The sequence below is a fragment of the Chryseobacterium taeanense genome (assembly GCF_900099685.1).
GTDB classification, from domain to species: Bacteria; Bacteroidota; Bacteroidia; order Flavobacteriales; family Weeksellaceae; genus Chryseobacterium; species Chryseobacterium taeanense.
The window spans coordinates 10,900-29,356 of the sequence record NZ_FNDW01000009.1 but is presented as its reverse complement, the minus strand read 5'-3'; the positions used below and the strand labels follow the sequence as shown (position 1 = coordinate 29,356).

The following is an 18,457-nucleotide window of genomic DNA, read 5'->3' as shown; positions in this document are numbered from 1 at the left end:
AATATATTCTTTTTTACGCAAGATTGCACAATGCTCTTCAATTTTAAGATCATGATTAAAAGCTATATACAAGCCAACATCCGATAAAATTTTCATACTGAAGCGAACATGAATGCTGATTTTTTTATTTATCTGATTACACTAATCGCGATTGCCGGAGTAATCATAAGACCATATAAAATACAGGAATCGGTATGGGCTGTTGGCGGCGCAATGATTTTATTACTTTTCGGACTGATATCGCTTCATAATGCCTGGACAGGTATAAGCAAAGGCCTGGATGTATATCTTTTTTTAATAGGAATGATGGCGCTGGCAGAATCTGCACGTAAGGAAGGTTTGTTTGACTGGCTCGCGTCCTATGCCATAAAACTTGCAGCCGGATCCGCTGTAAGACTTTTCATTTTAATTTATTTAATAGGAACTTTCGTTACAGTTTTGATGTCTAATGATGCTACAGCAGTAGTTCTCACCCCGGCAGTTGCAGCAGCGGTAGTGAAAGCAAAGGTTAAAAATCCCCTGCCATACTTGCTTATCTGCGCTTTTATTGCCAATGCGGCATCCTTTGTTTTACCGATCTCCAATCCCGCCAATCTTGTCATCTATGGATCTGATTTACCTTCTTTAACAGTTTGGATCAGCACCTATTTCCTCCCGTCAATCGTTGCGGTAGGAATAACATTTTCAGCTCTTTTTATTACTCAGAAAAAATTTTTGAAAGAAAATTTAATAACTGATAATGAATCACACACCTTAGATATCGGGGGTAAAATGGCGCTGGCAGGAATTATATTTACTACTCTGATATTATTGCTGGCCTCTTTTCAGCATTGGGATCTTGGGCTACCCACCGCTATTACAGGACTGAGTACAGCTATTATTATTTCTATAGCCGGCAGAAAAAATCCTGCTGAATTTTTGCGTGATATTTCATGGTCTGTAATTCCTTTGGTTGCAGGTCTTTTTATTCTGGTGGAGGCAGTACAGCAAACAGGCATCATAAACATCTTATCTCAGAAACTTTCAGAGGGTGCTCATCTGGCAACTGAAAATACAATATGGTCAGCGGGCTTTATAACTGCATTTGGAAGCAATCTTATCAATAATTTACCGGCCGGACTCATTGCAGGAACTACACTTTCAGATCTCCACTTACCCGAAATGATCAGAAACAGCATACTCATCGGTATTGATCTCGGGCCAAATCTTTCAATCACAGGATCTCTGGCGACCATTCTCTGGCTCAGGGAACTCAGAAAAAACGGATATGAAATCAGCGCTTGGGATTTCCTTACATTAGGAATTGTAGTTATGATCCCCGCACTTATTGGAGCCCTGTTTGTGTTAACGATTAATATTTAATCCGGAAATGACACTGTAAATTCTTATAAAATTTTATTTACACTTGTTTTTACCGTCTTATTTGACATTGATAATCAACTAGGTATAAATACGCAGTTTATAATTTAAGTATTTTCACCTACAGGTGTATTATTTTATTTTCGTTACTTTGGATAGTTCATTAATGAAAGATTATAAGTATAAAACAATCGCAAATTTTAAAACCGATTAAGATTGGATATATCAATAAGATTTCTTCATGAACATATTCCGGAATAAATTAATATTTAATTTTTTTTAACCTCAAAACTAATAATTATGTCACAAAATCCAGAAATCAATCAAAGTGGAAGTGCAAGTATTAATTCAGGACAGTATTGTACCTGGAAAACAGCAAATGGTACTTCTTCAACTCTTAACATCACTAATGCAAGCCTTGCTAATAATCTGACAGTAGCTATTACAGGTGCTCCTGCAAGTGGCCTTACTGTACAGGTGAACGGCGCTATGGTTTCTAGCGTTGACGGTATTTGGACGTTGCCTCCTAACAATCCATCAATGGCAATTATTGCCACAGGTAATTTTCTAGGAACAACAGTTACCATCACCAATATTACCAATGTTCAGAATGACGCTCAGGCCGCTATTCAGTGCCAGACAAGTCAATCGTAGCGGAAAACTTCGCTTTCAGATTCTCTTATTATTTATTCTTGGTCATACCCTGGCAATGGCTCAGGGTATGGTCAAGTCTAAAGCAGACACTGTTAGCCTTACCCGTTTTGAATTTGCCCAAAAACAAACCAACAACGGAAGTGATTGTATCTGCTCTATTACCAATAACAGCCAGGCCAATACAGCTACAATCGTACTAACCGGCGCACCCGATACCAGTACGATTACACTGGACAGCACGACAACATTCAATGGTACACACTATTTAAAGCCCGGTCAACAGGCAATTGCTGTAGGCAACTTTGCCGGAACAGTAATTACAGTATTAAATCTGTCACTCCTGAATGTAGTAATTGTCGTTATGCTATTCTGTCCCGGTTAAGAATTCACATTTATCCATTCAGATAAAAAATAATTATTCTTATGGAACAATCCGAAACAGAAATCGTATTCAGCAATGAAAACTCAGGAAACCCTGAGCTGTATATATACAACCAAACAGGGCAACACTGGACTGCTTTATTGCTTCCGGAAGGGTCTTCTTATACCGATCCGGATATCAGTCTTCAGACTGCGGTACAGCAACAGGTCTACTTTCTGTTTGCCGACACAGCGCCTGCAGATCCAAAGACTTTTATTGATAATTACCGGCCTTATCTTCTTACATTTCGTCAGAATGTAACAGCTAATCTCACAACTGCATGGCTGAGCAATCCGAATGAGATACCTTCTTCTAAAAATACAACTGTCCTCAACTTTGCACAATATGGTACCAACAAACCTTTTGTTGTAGGACAGACATTTAACGCTACCATTGGAAATGGTTTTGCTACACTTACCATACGGAACAATACCACAATGACATTGCAACCAGACGTAACTCCAAATGCGTTGCGGCTTATCTGGACTCCCGGCAATTCCAATATGAGTTTCGCCAATAAAGTATTTGGTACCAGTTCGATTTTCAACAGTGACATTACGATTCCTTTCAGTGGCCCGGGTACAGGGTGTTTTCGTTTTTCACTGGGGCTGAACATGAGTTCGGATTTTAAAGCCTATGGTTTACAAAATAACTATTACTATGGCGACAGCGTACCACCTTCGTACTTCGCCTATCCTATGCTGAAAGCAGGCAGCACCAATGATTATCTAATTACCCAAACCGAAATCGACCTGCTAGATATAGCAAACAACAACGGACTGAATACCTATTTTGCCATCACTGGCAAGATCTACAATACCGTTACCAGCCAGACAAGAGTTGCTTCCTTACCAAGTAATTATGCCATTAATACCGGCTATCCACTTACCTTGTGGCCCGCTGTAAATATGATAGATTCGGGAGCACCGGTTAATAATTTATTTCCAACAGACTACAGCGCACGCTTTGTCATATCACCACAAGATGCCGCTGGCACTATGCCATATTATCTTTCCCCGGAAGGCGATTTTTATCTTGATCCAGGAGCATCACAAGCCGCCTTTGCCGATGAAAACGGACAATACAATCTACTTCCCGGACTCTCAGGTACCGAGGTAATTACATTTACACCTTATAAAAACAATGCAGGTGTCATTACAGGAGACACCATACGCTTTACATCAAAGCAGGCTGCCTTTGCGGCCAATTTTCCAGGACAGGAAGTTTCGCTGGCAAATCCAGGCACCGATAATCCCATACTTGAAAGCACTTATCTTACAGCATGGGCCAATATTGCAACCTCTACACCGGGCAATGTGCAGTATGCTTCACAACCTCAGGGCGCATCTTTATTTGCTAAAGATCATGGAATAGCATCATCTGCCAATAATATCACAGGATTTCTCGGTTTTTATGAACCTTCAGTAGATATGCCACAAAATAATGGTTTTGCCGTACCGTTGGCACCTTATCTTGGGGTAATTCTTATACCTCCGCCCAGCGCAGAAAATATTGATACATTTGAATCTAAAGTACTCAGTGCAGAAAGAAAAGCATTGATATCAGCCGCCTTCACAGCTCCTCGCTCCAGTAAAAGCTCTTCAAAAAGAGCCATGGCCGAAACAGGATCAACAACATATACTGCTTCTGCTACACCACAGGGAATGGTGGCCAATGTAAACAATGATGGAAGCTGGGGATTATTAAACCTGGCTCAGAATACCGTAACTAACGGTTCACCCGAATATCTTAATCCTGAAGGACAAATTCCGGCAACACCACCACAATATCAGCTCAGTTTTATTAATCTGATGCCACAAATGCAGAGTGCCTTTCTCACCAATCAGCAATTTCTGGTGATGACCAATAATCAATATTTAGGCGATTTATTCTCAACGATGAATACACCAGGCGGTGGCTCAAGCAATCAACCTGTGTTCAACAATAAAATGTCTATCGAAGACTGGCCATTTGATCTGAACGTAGGAACGAGTAATACCTATGCCGACTATAATAATGTTTTAATTTTTAAATTCTGTCAGGGTACCATCATTGACAGGGTTAAAAATCCAAAAGAATGGACACAGGCTAATGCATTTAATATTGATAAAGACAATACTGATCCAAACTCTGCTTATAACCAGCTTGTTGCCGTATCGTCGTGGCTTCAGAATTATTTACAAGCGGCTGAAGACGCGTACAATGACGCACTCGCAGATCCTACATCCGGACAGCTGGAATATTATCAGAAATTTCACGACATTATCAATGATCCCAATTGGAATGGTATTCTGGCTCTGAAAGCAACCATCGATTTGCAGGAGTTTCCACAACAATTAAAAGGATTAATCAGTGGTATTAATCTTAAGAACTTCTATGCGCATCACTTTGGGATAGAGGTAAACCGTGTAGATGCCAGTGATGTGATAACGATGGATCCGGTCAGCTCTCTATTCGGATTGATAAATTATGTTGACCCTGCGTACGCCCAGCAAATCTCGCAAGGATTGAATCCTAATAAGCCGATACAGCCCGCAGCAGGGGCTACGTATGATTTTAAAGTACTTTTCCTTCAGGTATTGTTTGAAAATACGGCTATAAAGGATTTTGCCAGCAAGATTCAGCTGACTATGAATAACCTTTTCTCCGATAAAGTGATCGGAACAAACAATCCGTACGGTTCAAATAGTTTAAATACTGTAGTACTGAATGGAACTTATCAGGATCATAACGGCACTCCTGTATATGTTTTCGACAATAAAGACGATAATCTTTTCTTTTTTGACAGTAATCTTCTGACTAATGTGGAGATTACTAAGATACAGTTTAACACACTTACTACCGATCCTGCAGCACTCGATATACAATCAAGATTTACTATGTGGGGTTATCTTAACTTTGGTACTATGATAGCTCTGGCTATGAACGAAGGAGATACAGACTATGCATTGGATGCGTTCTCTTTTGGTATCAAATTAAATAGTGATACGCTGCAACAAGGACTCAATTACAGTAATTTGTATGTAAATATGGCATTTAATCTCAATACGCCATCAGTTACAACTTTTGCTTTTGATGCTTCGCAGATTGCATTTAATTCATCACAAAGTAATGCGAGACAGAACAGCCTTTATCCAAATTTTGCTTTACAGATTAATAAGCTGTTGAGCGGTAATGACGAGTCGGCTCCATCAGGACAGGGTTTTTTAAAGCTTTCTTTACCCGGAATCAATGCCACAGGACTTGCAGGTGATTGGTATGGATTGCAAATGACACTTAATATGGGTTCACCAGGTGAATTGGCAAGCAGCGCAGGCTTTAATGCCAGTCTCCTGATAGCATGGAGCCCAGGTTCTAAAAGTGCCGCTCCCGCCTACAACGCGTTTGTGGGTATTAAGCTGCCCGGCACTTCCAGCAACGCCAAACTTCTGAGCATACAAGGTGTATTGAAACTATCTATTGATAAGCTGAGTTTACAATACGTAACAGAACAAAACTCATACCTCCTTACACTATCTAATATTGCCTTGAAACTCCTCGGTATACTGAAGTTACCGCCAGGAGGTAATACTGATTTCTTGTTATTTGGCAATCCTAATCCTGGTGCTACAGCTAAAAGTCTTGGCTGGTACGCTGCCTATAATAAATCAGAATAAACTGTTATAAAAAAAAAAGGCATACATAAAAATAACAACCATGGCAAGAATACTTTACTGGAACATACGGCAATTCTCGATTAACAAGATCGACGCACCCCGAGCTAAAAGAAGAAGGGATGGTACTTTTATTATTCCTCCTCAACCAGGCTACAGAAAACGGGTAATCAGAACAACACTTACTCAGAACAAACCCGATATTTTTGTCGTAGTAGAAACATCTACCGGAGCCGGAGCTTCTGGTACTTTAATTTCTGCCGGCGGGGCTGATGGAAGCATATTCTTACTGCAGGAAATGAGAACCTGGTTTCCGGGTGATGACTGGCGGCTTATTCCTCCCTTAAGATTAGGACAGGGAAGTGTTCAGGAAGGCATTTCTGTATTTTATAATCATGCAAGAGTGCAATTTACAGGTCCGTGGGGTTGGCAGGGAGGAGCTAACCCTTCTGATTCTATAGCCAATATCGGAGCGGGTAACCTGGTTAATTATGGGCTTCCCTGGGTAAACCTTCTGCCTGCAGGCAATGCACCCGGTGGGCTTAACACGATTAACCCGGGCGTACCATATAGGCAACTGGCAGGGCAATGGCAGTTTCACGGCCCTATAGCTGGTGGCGTGGCTCCCGTATTGGGTTTTCCTAATGCACTTAACAGAACACCTTTCTTAACTACATTCTGGGAACCGGGAGTAGGAGGTGCAGCAGGCAAGATGATTAAATTATTGACTTTCCATGCTTCGCCCAAAAAACAACAGGCAGCTGATGGAACCAACCAATTATCCAATATTCTTGAAATGACTACAGATCTTGCTGCCAATCAGGTAGGAGTCATTGTGGGAGATTTTAATGTTGATTTATTTAATACTCATTTTGAGCCGATTGCCTACAATCGTTTACTCACCGCCGGCGGTTATACGCGTCAAATTAATCCTACGGCTAACATATGGCCAGACAAAGGCTATGTGTGTACCATGCTGAGGTCACATAACAGTGCAAGACCCTGGGCAACAAACGGATATCCGGGTTATGAATATGTAATACAAGATACTTTCTCAAGTGTAGATAATATTTTAACACGTTATGGTGGAGGCTCGGCTGTTGGGCCGGCAACCAATATCACCATAGCCAACAGAGTAACCGGCACACCTTACAATCGGGATGTGCCTGTAATAGCAGGTGCTCCACAAGGAAGTTTAATTTATAATTCTGCCATGGCATTAGCAGGCGGATTGCCTACCGCCCTTCCTCTTCCTACAGCCGGCCCGACAGGGCACGGAGGAGTTGTCACCGGGAATATAGGAGCGCTAACTTCTTTTGTTGGCTGGAATAATTACCGCAGAATCATCAGTACCAGTGACCACATGGGATTAATTGTGGACGTTTAACAGAATCATTTTATTATTATGAGCTTATCCAATTTAGTTACAACGTTTAAGAGCCAGGCTGCTGCCAATAATGGAGAAATCACCATTAACGCAACATCTTTTACTGATTCAGGTCTAATCCCGCCAGCAGGGCTGGATGATTTGCTATCCAAAAGTTATCAACTTCCGGATGGCTCATTTTTGTTAATTGATACTTCCGGTACTTCTATTCCTGAGCCTGTAGGAAACACCTTAACGATTTCCAATGCCACGGCAGCAATACTTAATGTAGAAAAAGCAAATACTTCAGTTACGCTGATCGTTACGGCGAATGAAGCGAATGAAGTACAATTTACCATACAAATTAATTTATCCAACTGGAAATTTGCAACCAGTTGGCAATATATGACAGGCGGCGTATTTGATAATTTTCCTTATACCTCGCCTTCATTCATTTTCAGTACCCAGGATGTAGCCATTTTCAACTGGCAGCAAAAGAATATTTCATTAACAGAAGGCCAAAACTTCGCAGCCTTTATTACCCTCACCCAATGGCTTCAGCCTGTTGTGAATTTTTTCACGTCCTGGTCATCTTCTACCAAGCTGGCACTTGTGGGAAGTATAGATCCTTCTCAGGTCAATAATGAAGACATTATTTATCCCGATATAGATTTATTTGTGCCTGTTGATGCAACCCTTATATCATTAGGTTTTCTTAAAGTCAGTAATCCGGGTGTCGGATTTCAGATTAAAACAGAAGAAGAAACAGTCACTACAGATCCGGAAGACGAAGGAGAGGCACTACGTTTAGAGTACGAACCTATCGATGGGCTTACACCAACTGAAGGTGAAACACAAAAAGTACAAACCCCTATTTTGTACTTCAAATTATTATTGGAAGCCGGAGATTCGATCGTATTGAATTTTAGTGCAGCCGTTGAATCAGAATCGTCTTCTTTTACGCTGAATGTAGATTCTGAGCCAGACAAGCCGCTTACACCACTTAATTTGTTTGGTTTAATGGCCGGACAGAACTGGTTTCAAAACATCCCTCCTACCCTGCAACAGTACCTTAACAGTATAGCCTTTAAAGGGTTTAATACCTGTCTGGATTTCAGCAACGGACTTAATATTACCAGTGTTTCTGCTTTTGTAGGTTCAAATGGTGCATGGACGCTTTTTGATGATTTCGTTATTGAGCAGTTTGATGTTAATTGGGTCATTATTGATCCGGGTAGTACCAACTCCCAAAGTTTATATTTCAGCGCACACGTAAACTTTTTCCCAACCATATTCGTAGGTGGTTTTGATGTGGAGATCACTTCAGACCTTACGCTTTCTGCTGCCTTTGCAGGATCTGTGACATTTAATAATTTACTATCAGCTATTACCGCAGGAGCCATTACTATCCCGGAAAATCTATTATTGGTGGAATTTACCGCTTTTGGGATCAATATGGATATCAACAGCAAGTATTATGAATTTTATGCTAATGCGAATATTGACCTTAACTTCATTACCAATGTTTCGGTAACGGATGGAACATTACGCCTCACTTCTTCTTCACCCGCAAGCGGCACCGGACCAAGCATATTTACCGCTCAGGTATCAGGATTGTTTGCTATTGGTCAGTTACAGCTTAATACTGATGTGAATTACAATTCATCTGACGGATGGGACTTAAGTCTTGCTATGCCTGAAGGCAGTAATTTAAATTTGGGAGAACTCATTAAGCAATTGTTCCAGGCTATCAATTTACCTACAAGCTTTTTGCCCGACAGTTTGAGTATTACTCAATTTTCATTGGATGCTACTATTCCGAGCGGAACAGGAGAAAGCAGTTATGAAGTAAAAGGTGGATTGCAGTGGATCTTCACCTTCCCTATTATCAACCAGCCGATCAATATCATTGCCAATCTCTGGCTGAAATATGAAGCTGCAAGCAATGATTCCACCACCGGCAAATACTCTGGTGGAGTTCTAGGTAGTATAACATTAGAATATTTTAACGCTACTGTTGATATCAGTTATAATTTCGAAGACAACAATCAGCAGCTTGCTATCACCTGGGAAGGCTTTACCGCGATGTATGATGTAAGCGGACAAAGCCGCACGATTGTTTTTTCCATTAAAAACTGGACGTTGGGTGGATTGATTACTTCTTTTATGAAGATGTTGTTTAATCCAACATTTGAACTCGATGCACCATGGGATATACTCAACAAAATAAGCCTGGACGGATTCTCAGTAACTTATAATCTCGACACAAAAGATATTAAGGTTACCTACAAATTACCTAAAACATTAGACCTTATATTCATCAATATTAATGGAATTAACCTTACTAAAAATCAGAAAGGGGTATTCATTACATTCGATGGAAATTCCGTTGTGCCTTCTATCAACGAAAGTAATTTATTTAAACCAGAAAGTGGCGGGCAGGACATTCAGAAAATGCCTGAGGTTCCGGGACAAGGTACCCAGTATTTCGATTTGCGACTGCTGGCAATGGGTCAGCACGTAGAATTGGTAAATCCCGCCCAGTACAACTCTATTAAAGATGTCACAAAGGCAATGCAGGAAGCCTTTACGGAACCATCACCTGGAACAGTTCCTATAGGACCGGGTTCAGGCAACACCCTGCTTCAATTCAACGAAGACAGCAACTGGCTCATCGCCACCAATTTCGGTGTACTCAATGCCGGAACTAAAGACAAACCTGTATGGACGCTGGATATGCAGGTGGTATTTAATGACCCTAATTTATATGGCCTCCGCATTGCTATGGCAGGCGGGAAAGCCAAAGTATTCGAAGGACTCGATTTTGAGATCATGTATAAAAAAATCTCAGAATCCATCGGTGTTTATCAAATGGATCTTACCCTTCCTAATGCATTACGCTATCTGCAGTTTGGTGCAGTCAATATCACTTTACCTTCCATTGGTGTCGAAATTTATACCAATGGTGATTTTACGGTAGACATTGGTTTTCCATACAATATGGATTTTTCACGCTCTTTCACCCTGCAGGCTATTGTTCCTCCGGGAATCCCTGCAATGGGTTCGGGTGGGATCTATTTCGGAAAACTCAGCAGTGCCACTACCAATAAAGTCCCTAAAACCAATTACGGAAACTTTAATCCGGTAATCGTTTTCGGTATCGGCTTACAGGTAGGTGTAGGATATAGTGTGAATTATGGTTTGCTCAGCGCCGGTTTCAGCGTTACTATGTTTGGGGTCATTGAAGGTGTTATAGCCGCTTATTATCCTTACAGCGGCACTTTACAGGAAAGCAATAAAGAACAGGTAGAAACCTCTTATTATTATTACCTGCAAGGAACCATCGGAATCATCGGTAAATTATATGGTTCTATAGACTTCGGTATTATATCGGCAAGCGTAAATATTACCGTAATGGTGTACGCACAGGCAACCTTTGAAGCGTATAACAAAATACCATTGGCTATTGTAGCTTCGGTAGATGTAAGAGTTTCTGCTAAATTAAATTTAGGAATCTTTTCGATTACCATTCATTTTAGCTTCACTGCCAAAATTCGCTTTGACCTTACCATTGGTACAGACCAGACGGCTCAAGCACCTTGGAATAACAATCTTTCGGCGCCAAATGCTGCATCAAGAATATCCTCACCTGCCGCAGAATTTCGTATTGCTCCTGCCCGACAGGCAACGCCATTGGATGGTGCCAAACCTGTTTATTTTGTAGCAATAGATTCATTTGAAACCACAGAGCAAACTGCATCTGATGCGATGGTTATTCGTCGATCTCCAAATATGCCGATCAACTACAGTTCTGTATTAACAGAAGATTCCTCTGACGTTCAGCCTACGCTGAATCTGTATTTTGTACCACATTTAACGGTGGCTGGACCTGAAAATGGCAATCTGAAAGATCAGACTGCACAATATGTAGCAACTTTATTTATTGATGCTCCTGACCCGTCGGGCGATAGCAATGGAGCAACCACTTCTTTTGAATACTTATGTTCTGACTTTTTCAGTTGGCTGGTACTGAACTACATTGACCACACGCCTTCGCAGTCTTCCCGTGCAGAAGTAGAAACTGAAGGTATTTCAAAAGCGGATCTCGATGCATTAATTGCATTCCTGTCCAGCGAAGAAAATCCTTTCCCTATTCCTACCAACGACTTGCTTAGTTTTCTGCAAAACAGTTTTCAGGCACTAAACGTACAGGTTTTACAAGAAGATCTTACTGCAGCAGCTATCTTCCCGATGTTTTTTGATCTTGAATTAAAAGTGCCGGATATAGGATTGGATATTCAGTTTAACAATTATAATATGGCTACTCAGGAATATCTGTCGGCTGTAAAAGAATGGTTTAATGAACTTGCCGTAAAAATGCAGGAAGAAACTGCTTCTACAGCCAGATTTGCAACCTTGGCCGATCCGCAGGAATGGAGCATGTCGACCTTTGTATTTGAAGACTATTTTGTTCTGATTGGTAAGCAATTGGCAGGCTATGCATCCGACGCTATGGATAATTTCACCTATCGTCTCAGCAATGGCAATAGCCTAGCAGCTATGGTAAACTGGGCCAATAGCATTAGCGTAGATGGAACCAGCAACAAAGTAAATGTACAGGATATTGCTACGGCTAATCAAACCCATCCGCTTAACGGCAATAGTCCGGTAGCTATTACAGGAGTGATGTACAACATTCTGGACGGTGATACCTTTACTTCAGTAGCGAGTATATATGCCATCACTGCTACAATGCTTATTACAGAGAACGCAGACGTTCCTGGCTTGTTGGCACCGCAAACGGTTACTTACAATGGTAATACATACAATGTACAATCTACAGATACCATTAATGAAGTTGCTACAGGCTTAAAGACCACGCTTAGTGATCTCGCGGCTGATAGTAATTTCCAAAATACGGCAATCCTCACAACAGGTAACTGGCTAATTATTGGAGCGGCAATTTATACGGCTAAAAACGAAGATACCTTTAACAGCATCAGCACCATCATTTATAACAATCTCGATGTAAGTGCCTTATTGATGCAGAACCAAATAACTCCCGGCCTTTTCATTGCAGGCAATAGTTTTGAATATAACAGTATTAAGTATGTAATCGTACCTGGTGATACGCTTACCAGCATGGCAACGGCTATTTCAGCATTAGCAGGCACTACGGTTACGCCGCAGGATCTTGCAGGCAATGCACAGGTACAGGCACAACAAGTACAACCGCTCGGTCAGGTATTGATACAGCCTTTCATACACACAACCGCTGAGTTTACTGATGCGGCAAATGCCGATACGCTGGATACACTGGCGCAGCAATACAATACCACAGCAGCATTATTGGCTACCAACTATGCCAACCAGCAGCAAAATAATTTCTTCTATAATGGTGAAGGATTTACCAATGCCAATATCCCGGGTCTGCAATATTTAACTGTAGGCAGCATCTTGGAATACTTTGCCGATAATAATTCTTACGGACAGCTATCCGGTATGGCATCACGTTATCAGTTACATGGTATGCGTCTACCGACTGATCTTCCGGGACTTACTCTTTCCGAGGGTTCACCTTGCACAGGAAACAATTGTGCGCTATATGCGCTCACCGGTCAGGAGTTTGCTCTGCCGGCTACGATACCTGCCGACTTCTCTATACAGCTCATTAATAATTCGTTAAGCTGGCTTCAGTTTAATGGAAAATCAATGCAGGAAGAAGGTGGTAATATATTAGATATACAATTAACACCTGAAGATATCAATCAGATCAATACTCTGCTTAGTTATGCACAGACAAACGGTATAAAACCAGACGTATTGGAGCTTGCACCTATGCAGCCTTTCAATCTGCAACCTGTACAATACACATTCCAGACGACCACAAAATGGCAGACATCCGGAGCATTGAATTTACCTTACGGATCACCAGGTGGTCAAAGTAATGTATCTCCGCTTATCTGGCACTTCCCTTCAGGTCTGCTCAACCAGTTGGCATTGCCTAAAGAAGAAGGTTCTGCATTCAGCATACAGATAGGTCAATACGATGCTGCCAAAGGTGTCATGGACTATTGGCCATCCTCTTATTACGGTTGGAGTACCATGGTAGATATTGAACTTAAACTTCTTGATACAGATTCTACAGCTCCCGTCAATGCTTATAGTTATGAATTGTTAGGTGCAGGTGAAGCTGGTGCTAATATACTTCAAAGATTGTTATTAGCATTAGATCCAAAATCTGCCAACAACAATCTGGATAAAATAGTCGATATACAGTGGTTGTATGAAGGCTCAGACGGTTTATTGTCCGTAGGTATGGAACACATGAAGACGTTCATTGTACAGGCTAATCTTTCTACAGAAACTAATCCTGATACTCCTGCCATGAGAATGATGGCCTTGGAAGTGACAGAAGAAGCTCCCAATACAGGAATACTGAACAGTATTTATGACTTCATACGTATGTTATGGGAGTGTAGCATTACCCGTTCAGGAGGATATTACCTCATGTATAATGAAACAGAAGGTAACACAGGTTTCCCTTCCAGTATATTTGGAAAAGGAGATAATGCGAATGTACGATTGCTCGTTACCTACAGCAGTCAGTACAATAACAAGCCTACAGATTACATGAACTGTGCGGTAACCGGTGACAAGATCGATGCTAATTCCTGTGTAGTTTATGCGCAAAGCGAAATGCAGGAGGGACTGTCTTATTATGTAAACACACCAGAAGATACAATCGATACAATAACTGCCCGCTTCAATATATTGCCTGCCGAATTGGTAGATCTGAATAAGAAAGTAATACTTAACACCAAAGCAGGTGCAACTGATCCTGTAGCATATCCTGTTCCGACAATCACTTTTGATGGATTGATATGCGAAATAGGAACTGATGGTCCAGGCAATACCCTGACATCAATAGCAGCCTATTATAATGTTGATACAGCGGCAATACAGCAGCTCAACCCGAACATTACCGACTGGAACAATCTCCCGCTCTGGCAGCTGATAGTCTTACCTCAGGTACAATACACAATCAGTACGGAAGGTAAGGCAGGTCTTACATTTGAAACGATTGCAGCTTATTATTTTATAGATATGGCTGCCATGGCATGGGCTGCAAAAGATGTAGCTAATATTTTCGTAAGTCCGACAACCCTTACCATCAACGATCAGATACTGCATAAAGTAGCTTCAGTACAACAAGGCACCGCAGGTTTTGACCTGAACAGAACCAATCCGAACCCTGATCCTGACAATCAGCCAAAGGTAACAGACCCAGATTATGCTGAGGTGTACCTCAACAATATGTACAATCTGCTAAGTTATCAGGTTGTAGAAAACAAATGGTTTAGTGAAAGTGTTGTCGGCTTGCCTGCAGGTCCTGCCAAACCACAAACACAGGACGATGTATTGGGCAAAACAGAGAACAGTGATGCTCAGGATGATCTGATCTGGTATTACAACCAGGTTGTGCCGATTGCCAAATTTGCCAAGACCAATTCATTTATGACCTATCCGGCCGGCTATCCACAGGAAGAGGATAATCCGTATCGTGGTATCGGTCATCAGGTACAGGTACATTTCGACTGGGTAGATTATTATGGTAACGTAACGGTAACTCCATTCAGCGATCCGCAATTAGATCCTTCTACACCGGTGAACAATCCGCCGATACAAACCGGCTATGTGGATGAGCTAAAAGGATTGGGTAAATGGCCAAGCGTGGAATTAAGTTATTTATTTGATCTTGATGCCAATACTCAACCGGAACTTAAATTAGAATTTAACTTTAATATTCAGCGTTATAATGAACTGCCTGATGTACCGGCAGACCAGCAGCAGGACTGGAAACAGAATGCCGCCAACGACCTGATAACATATACAAACATATATTATCAATTAACACAATTAAATCCGATAGATGGTAAGAACACCTTAACTATTACACTCAGCACGTCTCTTACTCCAGGTAAAACCACTGATCTTTCCGGCGAGCAGTTCGACCAGTTGTTGCAGTTTGTAAAGGATATTTATACCTATTTATCCGCAAGAAGTCAGGGCAATGAGGCTACAGCACCTGTTATGGATCCGATCACGAGTCCTGTTAACATAGCAGATATTGATACCCATTCTATCCTTCAACTGACTGTAAATCTTGATTTTTACCGTGACCTGCAATATGTTAATACCGATTTTAAAGACAGCGATCTGGTAACCCGGGCTCTTACTCAGGTGAAACCAAAGACAATGTCTACGCCAGCACAAAACGGTACAGATCCGCAATACAGTCTGAATGAGTTTGCAACGTTATTTGAAGCGGCTTTCTTAAGTGTTGGTAATTATGAACTGAAAATTGCCATTGGTACCAATGCAGCCACAGCAGGTGGTGTGAATAACCAGGCAGTATTTGTAGTACGTATGGGATTAAAATCCGGACAGGGTATTTACTGGCGGGTTAATCAGGCTGGTACTTACCAATTAACTACAGAATCCATTACACAGCTTACGGCAGAGGGTGTTCCTGCAGATATTACCACAGCTATCAGTACTTTGGTCGGTACTCTATATCAAAGCAGGGATGAGTTCGACACTGCGTTGCAACAACAGCTGACTGAAGAAGAATTTAACCAATACCGTATCAACATCTACACTTACAGTTTGCTGAATGCCGTATTCTATGCACCTAAACCATTGGCCACAAGCCTTGTTTCTAAAAGCGGAGTGCCTATATGCAAATATGTAACAGGTCAGGGTCTGGATTGCAGCAAAGGAGAAGTACAGACATTTACCAGCATAGATATGGATACCTGGGGAGCGCAATCTCTCAATGCGATTGATGTATTTCTGAGTGCAGACTATGCAATACCAGCCTTCCTCGTAGATCAATTAAATTCGGATGAAGAGAAGGAATGGCTAGCAACTCAGGGAATTGATGCTACCACTTATTTACAGGCTATTACCAACGCTAAGACTACTTTGGCGGGTGCCATCGCTTCAGAAGTTGAACCTATCCTTAAAGCTCCTTATGTTTCACCATCAACAGGAGATAATACAAGCCTTGGCAATGCAAAAGAGAAATTTGAACAACAATTGCTCAACCAATTAGGTAATGCTTATACCGTAAATGCTTTAGTACAATTTGAAGTAACAGCAGAATCTGACTTTACAGCGGACAGCAACTACAAGACACCACCAAGGTTATATGGAACACCGGTGATTAGTAACAAAGCAGATGGCGATGCAAAAGAATACAGCATCTCTACTTCCAAAATACAACTAAATGAAAAAGATGCAGCAGATACTGATTCCTTCCTTACTTTTAGTTTCACCACTAAAAATGCGAAAGAATTTACCAGTGTAGATCTGGATATGACTTATGTAGTAACCCATGTGGAATGTGACATCAGTGATGTTGCCGGTATCAACGGGTATCAGGGATCCAACTGGCTGACGTTCATTATACCGGCCGACGTAAGCAGCAATAATGAAAATCTTGTTGCCGCATCGCTACAACAAAGCTTAGGCACAGTGGATATCCCGGTAGTACTCCGTAACTATCCTACACCGCCAACATTGACCACGCAGACAGGCAAAGCTGTTGCTGTATCAGGAGATACCACCCAAGCACGGTTGGCAAAAGCATCTGAATGGAATTTCATGTATTCCTATACGGAAGATCAGGCGGCGCAGGACAAGATATTCTCTGATATTGAGTTTAATATGGTACCCAATCTTTCCGCAAGAATGCTCGGAGCTCCTAGCCGTGATCTTTTCAGTGACCTTGCTCAGTTTGTGACCGTATGGCCACAGGTACTCGATGATTTTAATCGCTACCTGAAGATGATTACCGCACAGTCAGACAACAGTGATCCTAATCTTAACAATGCTTATTATGCCTTGCAGACTATGGTAACCTTAACGAATAATCTTGCTATTGCCTGGAGCCAATACAGCGGAATGCTATTTAATAATCCTAATGACAATGGTACTGCAAGCGCTTATGATTTCATTATCCGCCAGACAGACGATATCGATTTCGATAACCGTCTGCTTGTAACTATTGTTCCGGCCGCGGATATATCTTCCGATGATCTTTCGCTCTACAGAGGTAATAAAGATGTTCTGGAAGCAGAATTGCCAAAAACTCCTTATGTGACGATTGATAACTATACAAAAGTGAACGCCACTGATAAAAATGGAGTTCTTATCCCTAATTCATATTGGTATCAGGCGGCAGATAAAACCTACCTGTCATGGGAAGAATCATTTAATATTCCATCCCGCAACGTCAACGTAGATGCACTGAATGTTTTACAATTCCAGTATGCGTGGGCGGGTCTGTCTGTTATCCGTAATGAAGACCTCGTTCCTTACAACCCGACCGTAAATGACTTTATTTACCGTACACCACTGGTAAGATTTTCTAATAAGCTAATCCCTTTGCTTAGCAATGATGATATTTTTGATATTGCGAAGATCAATACTGAAACGGGAGTAAATCTTCCTCTCGCACAGCAATTGGCCAATTTCCTAAGTACTTTCTTCACTTATGATGAGCTGGCAGAACAATTGATGAAGCTAAGCGTATCATGGAATTATCCTTTGCCCAGCACATCTGGAACCGACGATTTTCTACCTGCTATAGAATTGCCTGTCTTACTTGCTGCACCATTTGTTTTTGAAATACCAACAGATTATGAGATACCTGCCGGAGGATGTCAGCCTTCATTCAGTGAAGCCGATCCGTTTGTATGTCGTCTATCTAATGCTCTTAAAACATGGTATAGCCAGCACAAACCCGTTAGCAACGGTGCATGGTTCCAGATTGATATCGCGGTATTCTCATCACTCAGCGAAAGCAAGCTGCCACTGATAGCGCTTAAGAATGTCGTATTATATTACAAAAATATCACTGATCTGAATGCGTGAAAATTCTTACAACAGGAAAATAATTATTACCTATAATAGCAGTTGTTCGTATCTTGGATATTA

6 protein-coding genes are annotated in these 18,457 nt (G+C 41.4%); all 6 read left to right on the top strand.

Annotated features, from left to right (window positions below):
* Nucleotides 1–108: 108 nt before the first annotated feature.
* Nucleotides 109–1,362, top strand: a complete 1,254-nt coding sequence (locus BLR30_RS12625) for an arsenic transporter (protein ID WP_089859360.1) — start codon at nt 109–111, stop codon at nt 1,360–1,362.
* Between the two features lie 297 nt (nt 1,363–1,659).
* On the top strand, nt 1,660–2,013 hold the full coding sequence (locus BLR30_RS12620) for a hypothetical protein (protein ID WP_089859357.1): 354 nt from the start codon (nt 1,660–1,662) through the stop codon (nt 2,011–2,013).
* Entirely contained in the window at nt 1,961–2,395 is a 435-nt protein-coding gene (locus BLR30_RS12615; RefSeq protein WP_175443660.1) for a hypothetical protein, read from the top strand. The genes BLR30_RS12620 and BLR30_RS12615 overlap by 53 nt, the downstream gene beginning before the upstream one ends.
* 41 nt (nt 2,396–2,436) lie before the next feature.
* On the top strand, nt 2,437–6,090 hold the full coding sequence (locus BLR30_RS12610; protein ID WP_089859351.1) for a hypothetical protein: 3,654 nt from the start codon (nt 2,437–2,439) through the stop codon (nt 6,088–6,090).
* A 40-nt stretch (nt 6,091–6,130) separates the two neighbouring features.
* A complete protein-coding gene (locus BLR30_RS12605) occupies nt 6,131–7,474 on the top strand; it encodes a hypothetical protein (RefSeq protein WP_089859348.1) in 1,344 nt (447 codons plus the stop codon).
* A gap of 18 nt (nt 7,475–7,492) precedes the next feature.
* Nucleotides 7,493–18,394, top strand: coding sequence for a LysM peptidoglycan-binding domain-containing protein (locus BLR30_RS12600; protein WP_089859345.1), 10,902 nt, complete (start codon nt 7,493–7,495; stop codon nt 18,392–18,394).
* Nucleotides 18,395–18,457 lie beyond the last annotated feature (63 nt).

Bases quoted from the DNA above. Each gene is read 5' to 3' on its own strand.
- BLR30_RS12625 (WP_089859360.1), top strand. From the start codon at position 109: ATGAATGCTGATTTTTTTATTTATCTGATTACACTAATCGCGATTGCC.
- BLR30_RS12620 (WP_089859357.1), top strand. From the start codon at position 1,660: ATGTCACAAAATCCAGAAATCAATCAAAGTGGAAGTGCAAGTATTAAT.
- BLR30_RS12615 (WP_175443660.1), top strand. From the start codon at position 1,961: ATGTTCAGAATGACGCTCAGGCCGCTATTCAGTGCCAGACAAGTCAAT.
- BLR30_RS12610 (WP_089859351.1), top strand. From the start codon at position 2,437: ATGGAACAATCCGAAACAGAAATCGTATTCAGCAATGAAAACTCAGGA.
- BLR30_RS12605 (WP_089859348.1), top strand. From the start codon at position 6,131: ATGGCAAGAATACTTTACTGGAACATACGGCAATTCTCGATTAACAAG.
- BLR30_RS12600 (WP_089859345.1), top strand. From the start codon at position 7,493: ATGAGCTTATCCAATTTAGTTACAACGTTTAAGAGCCAGGCTGCTGCC.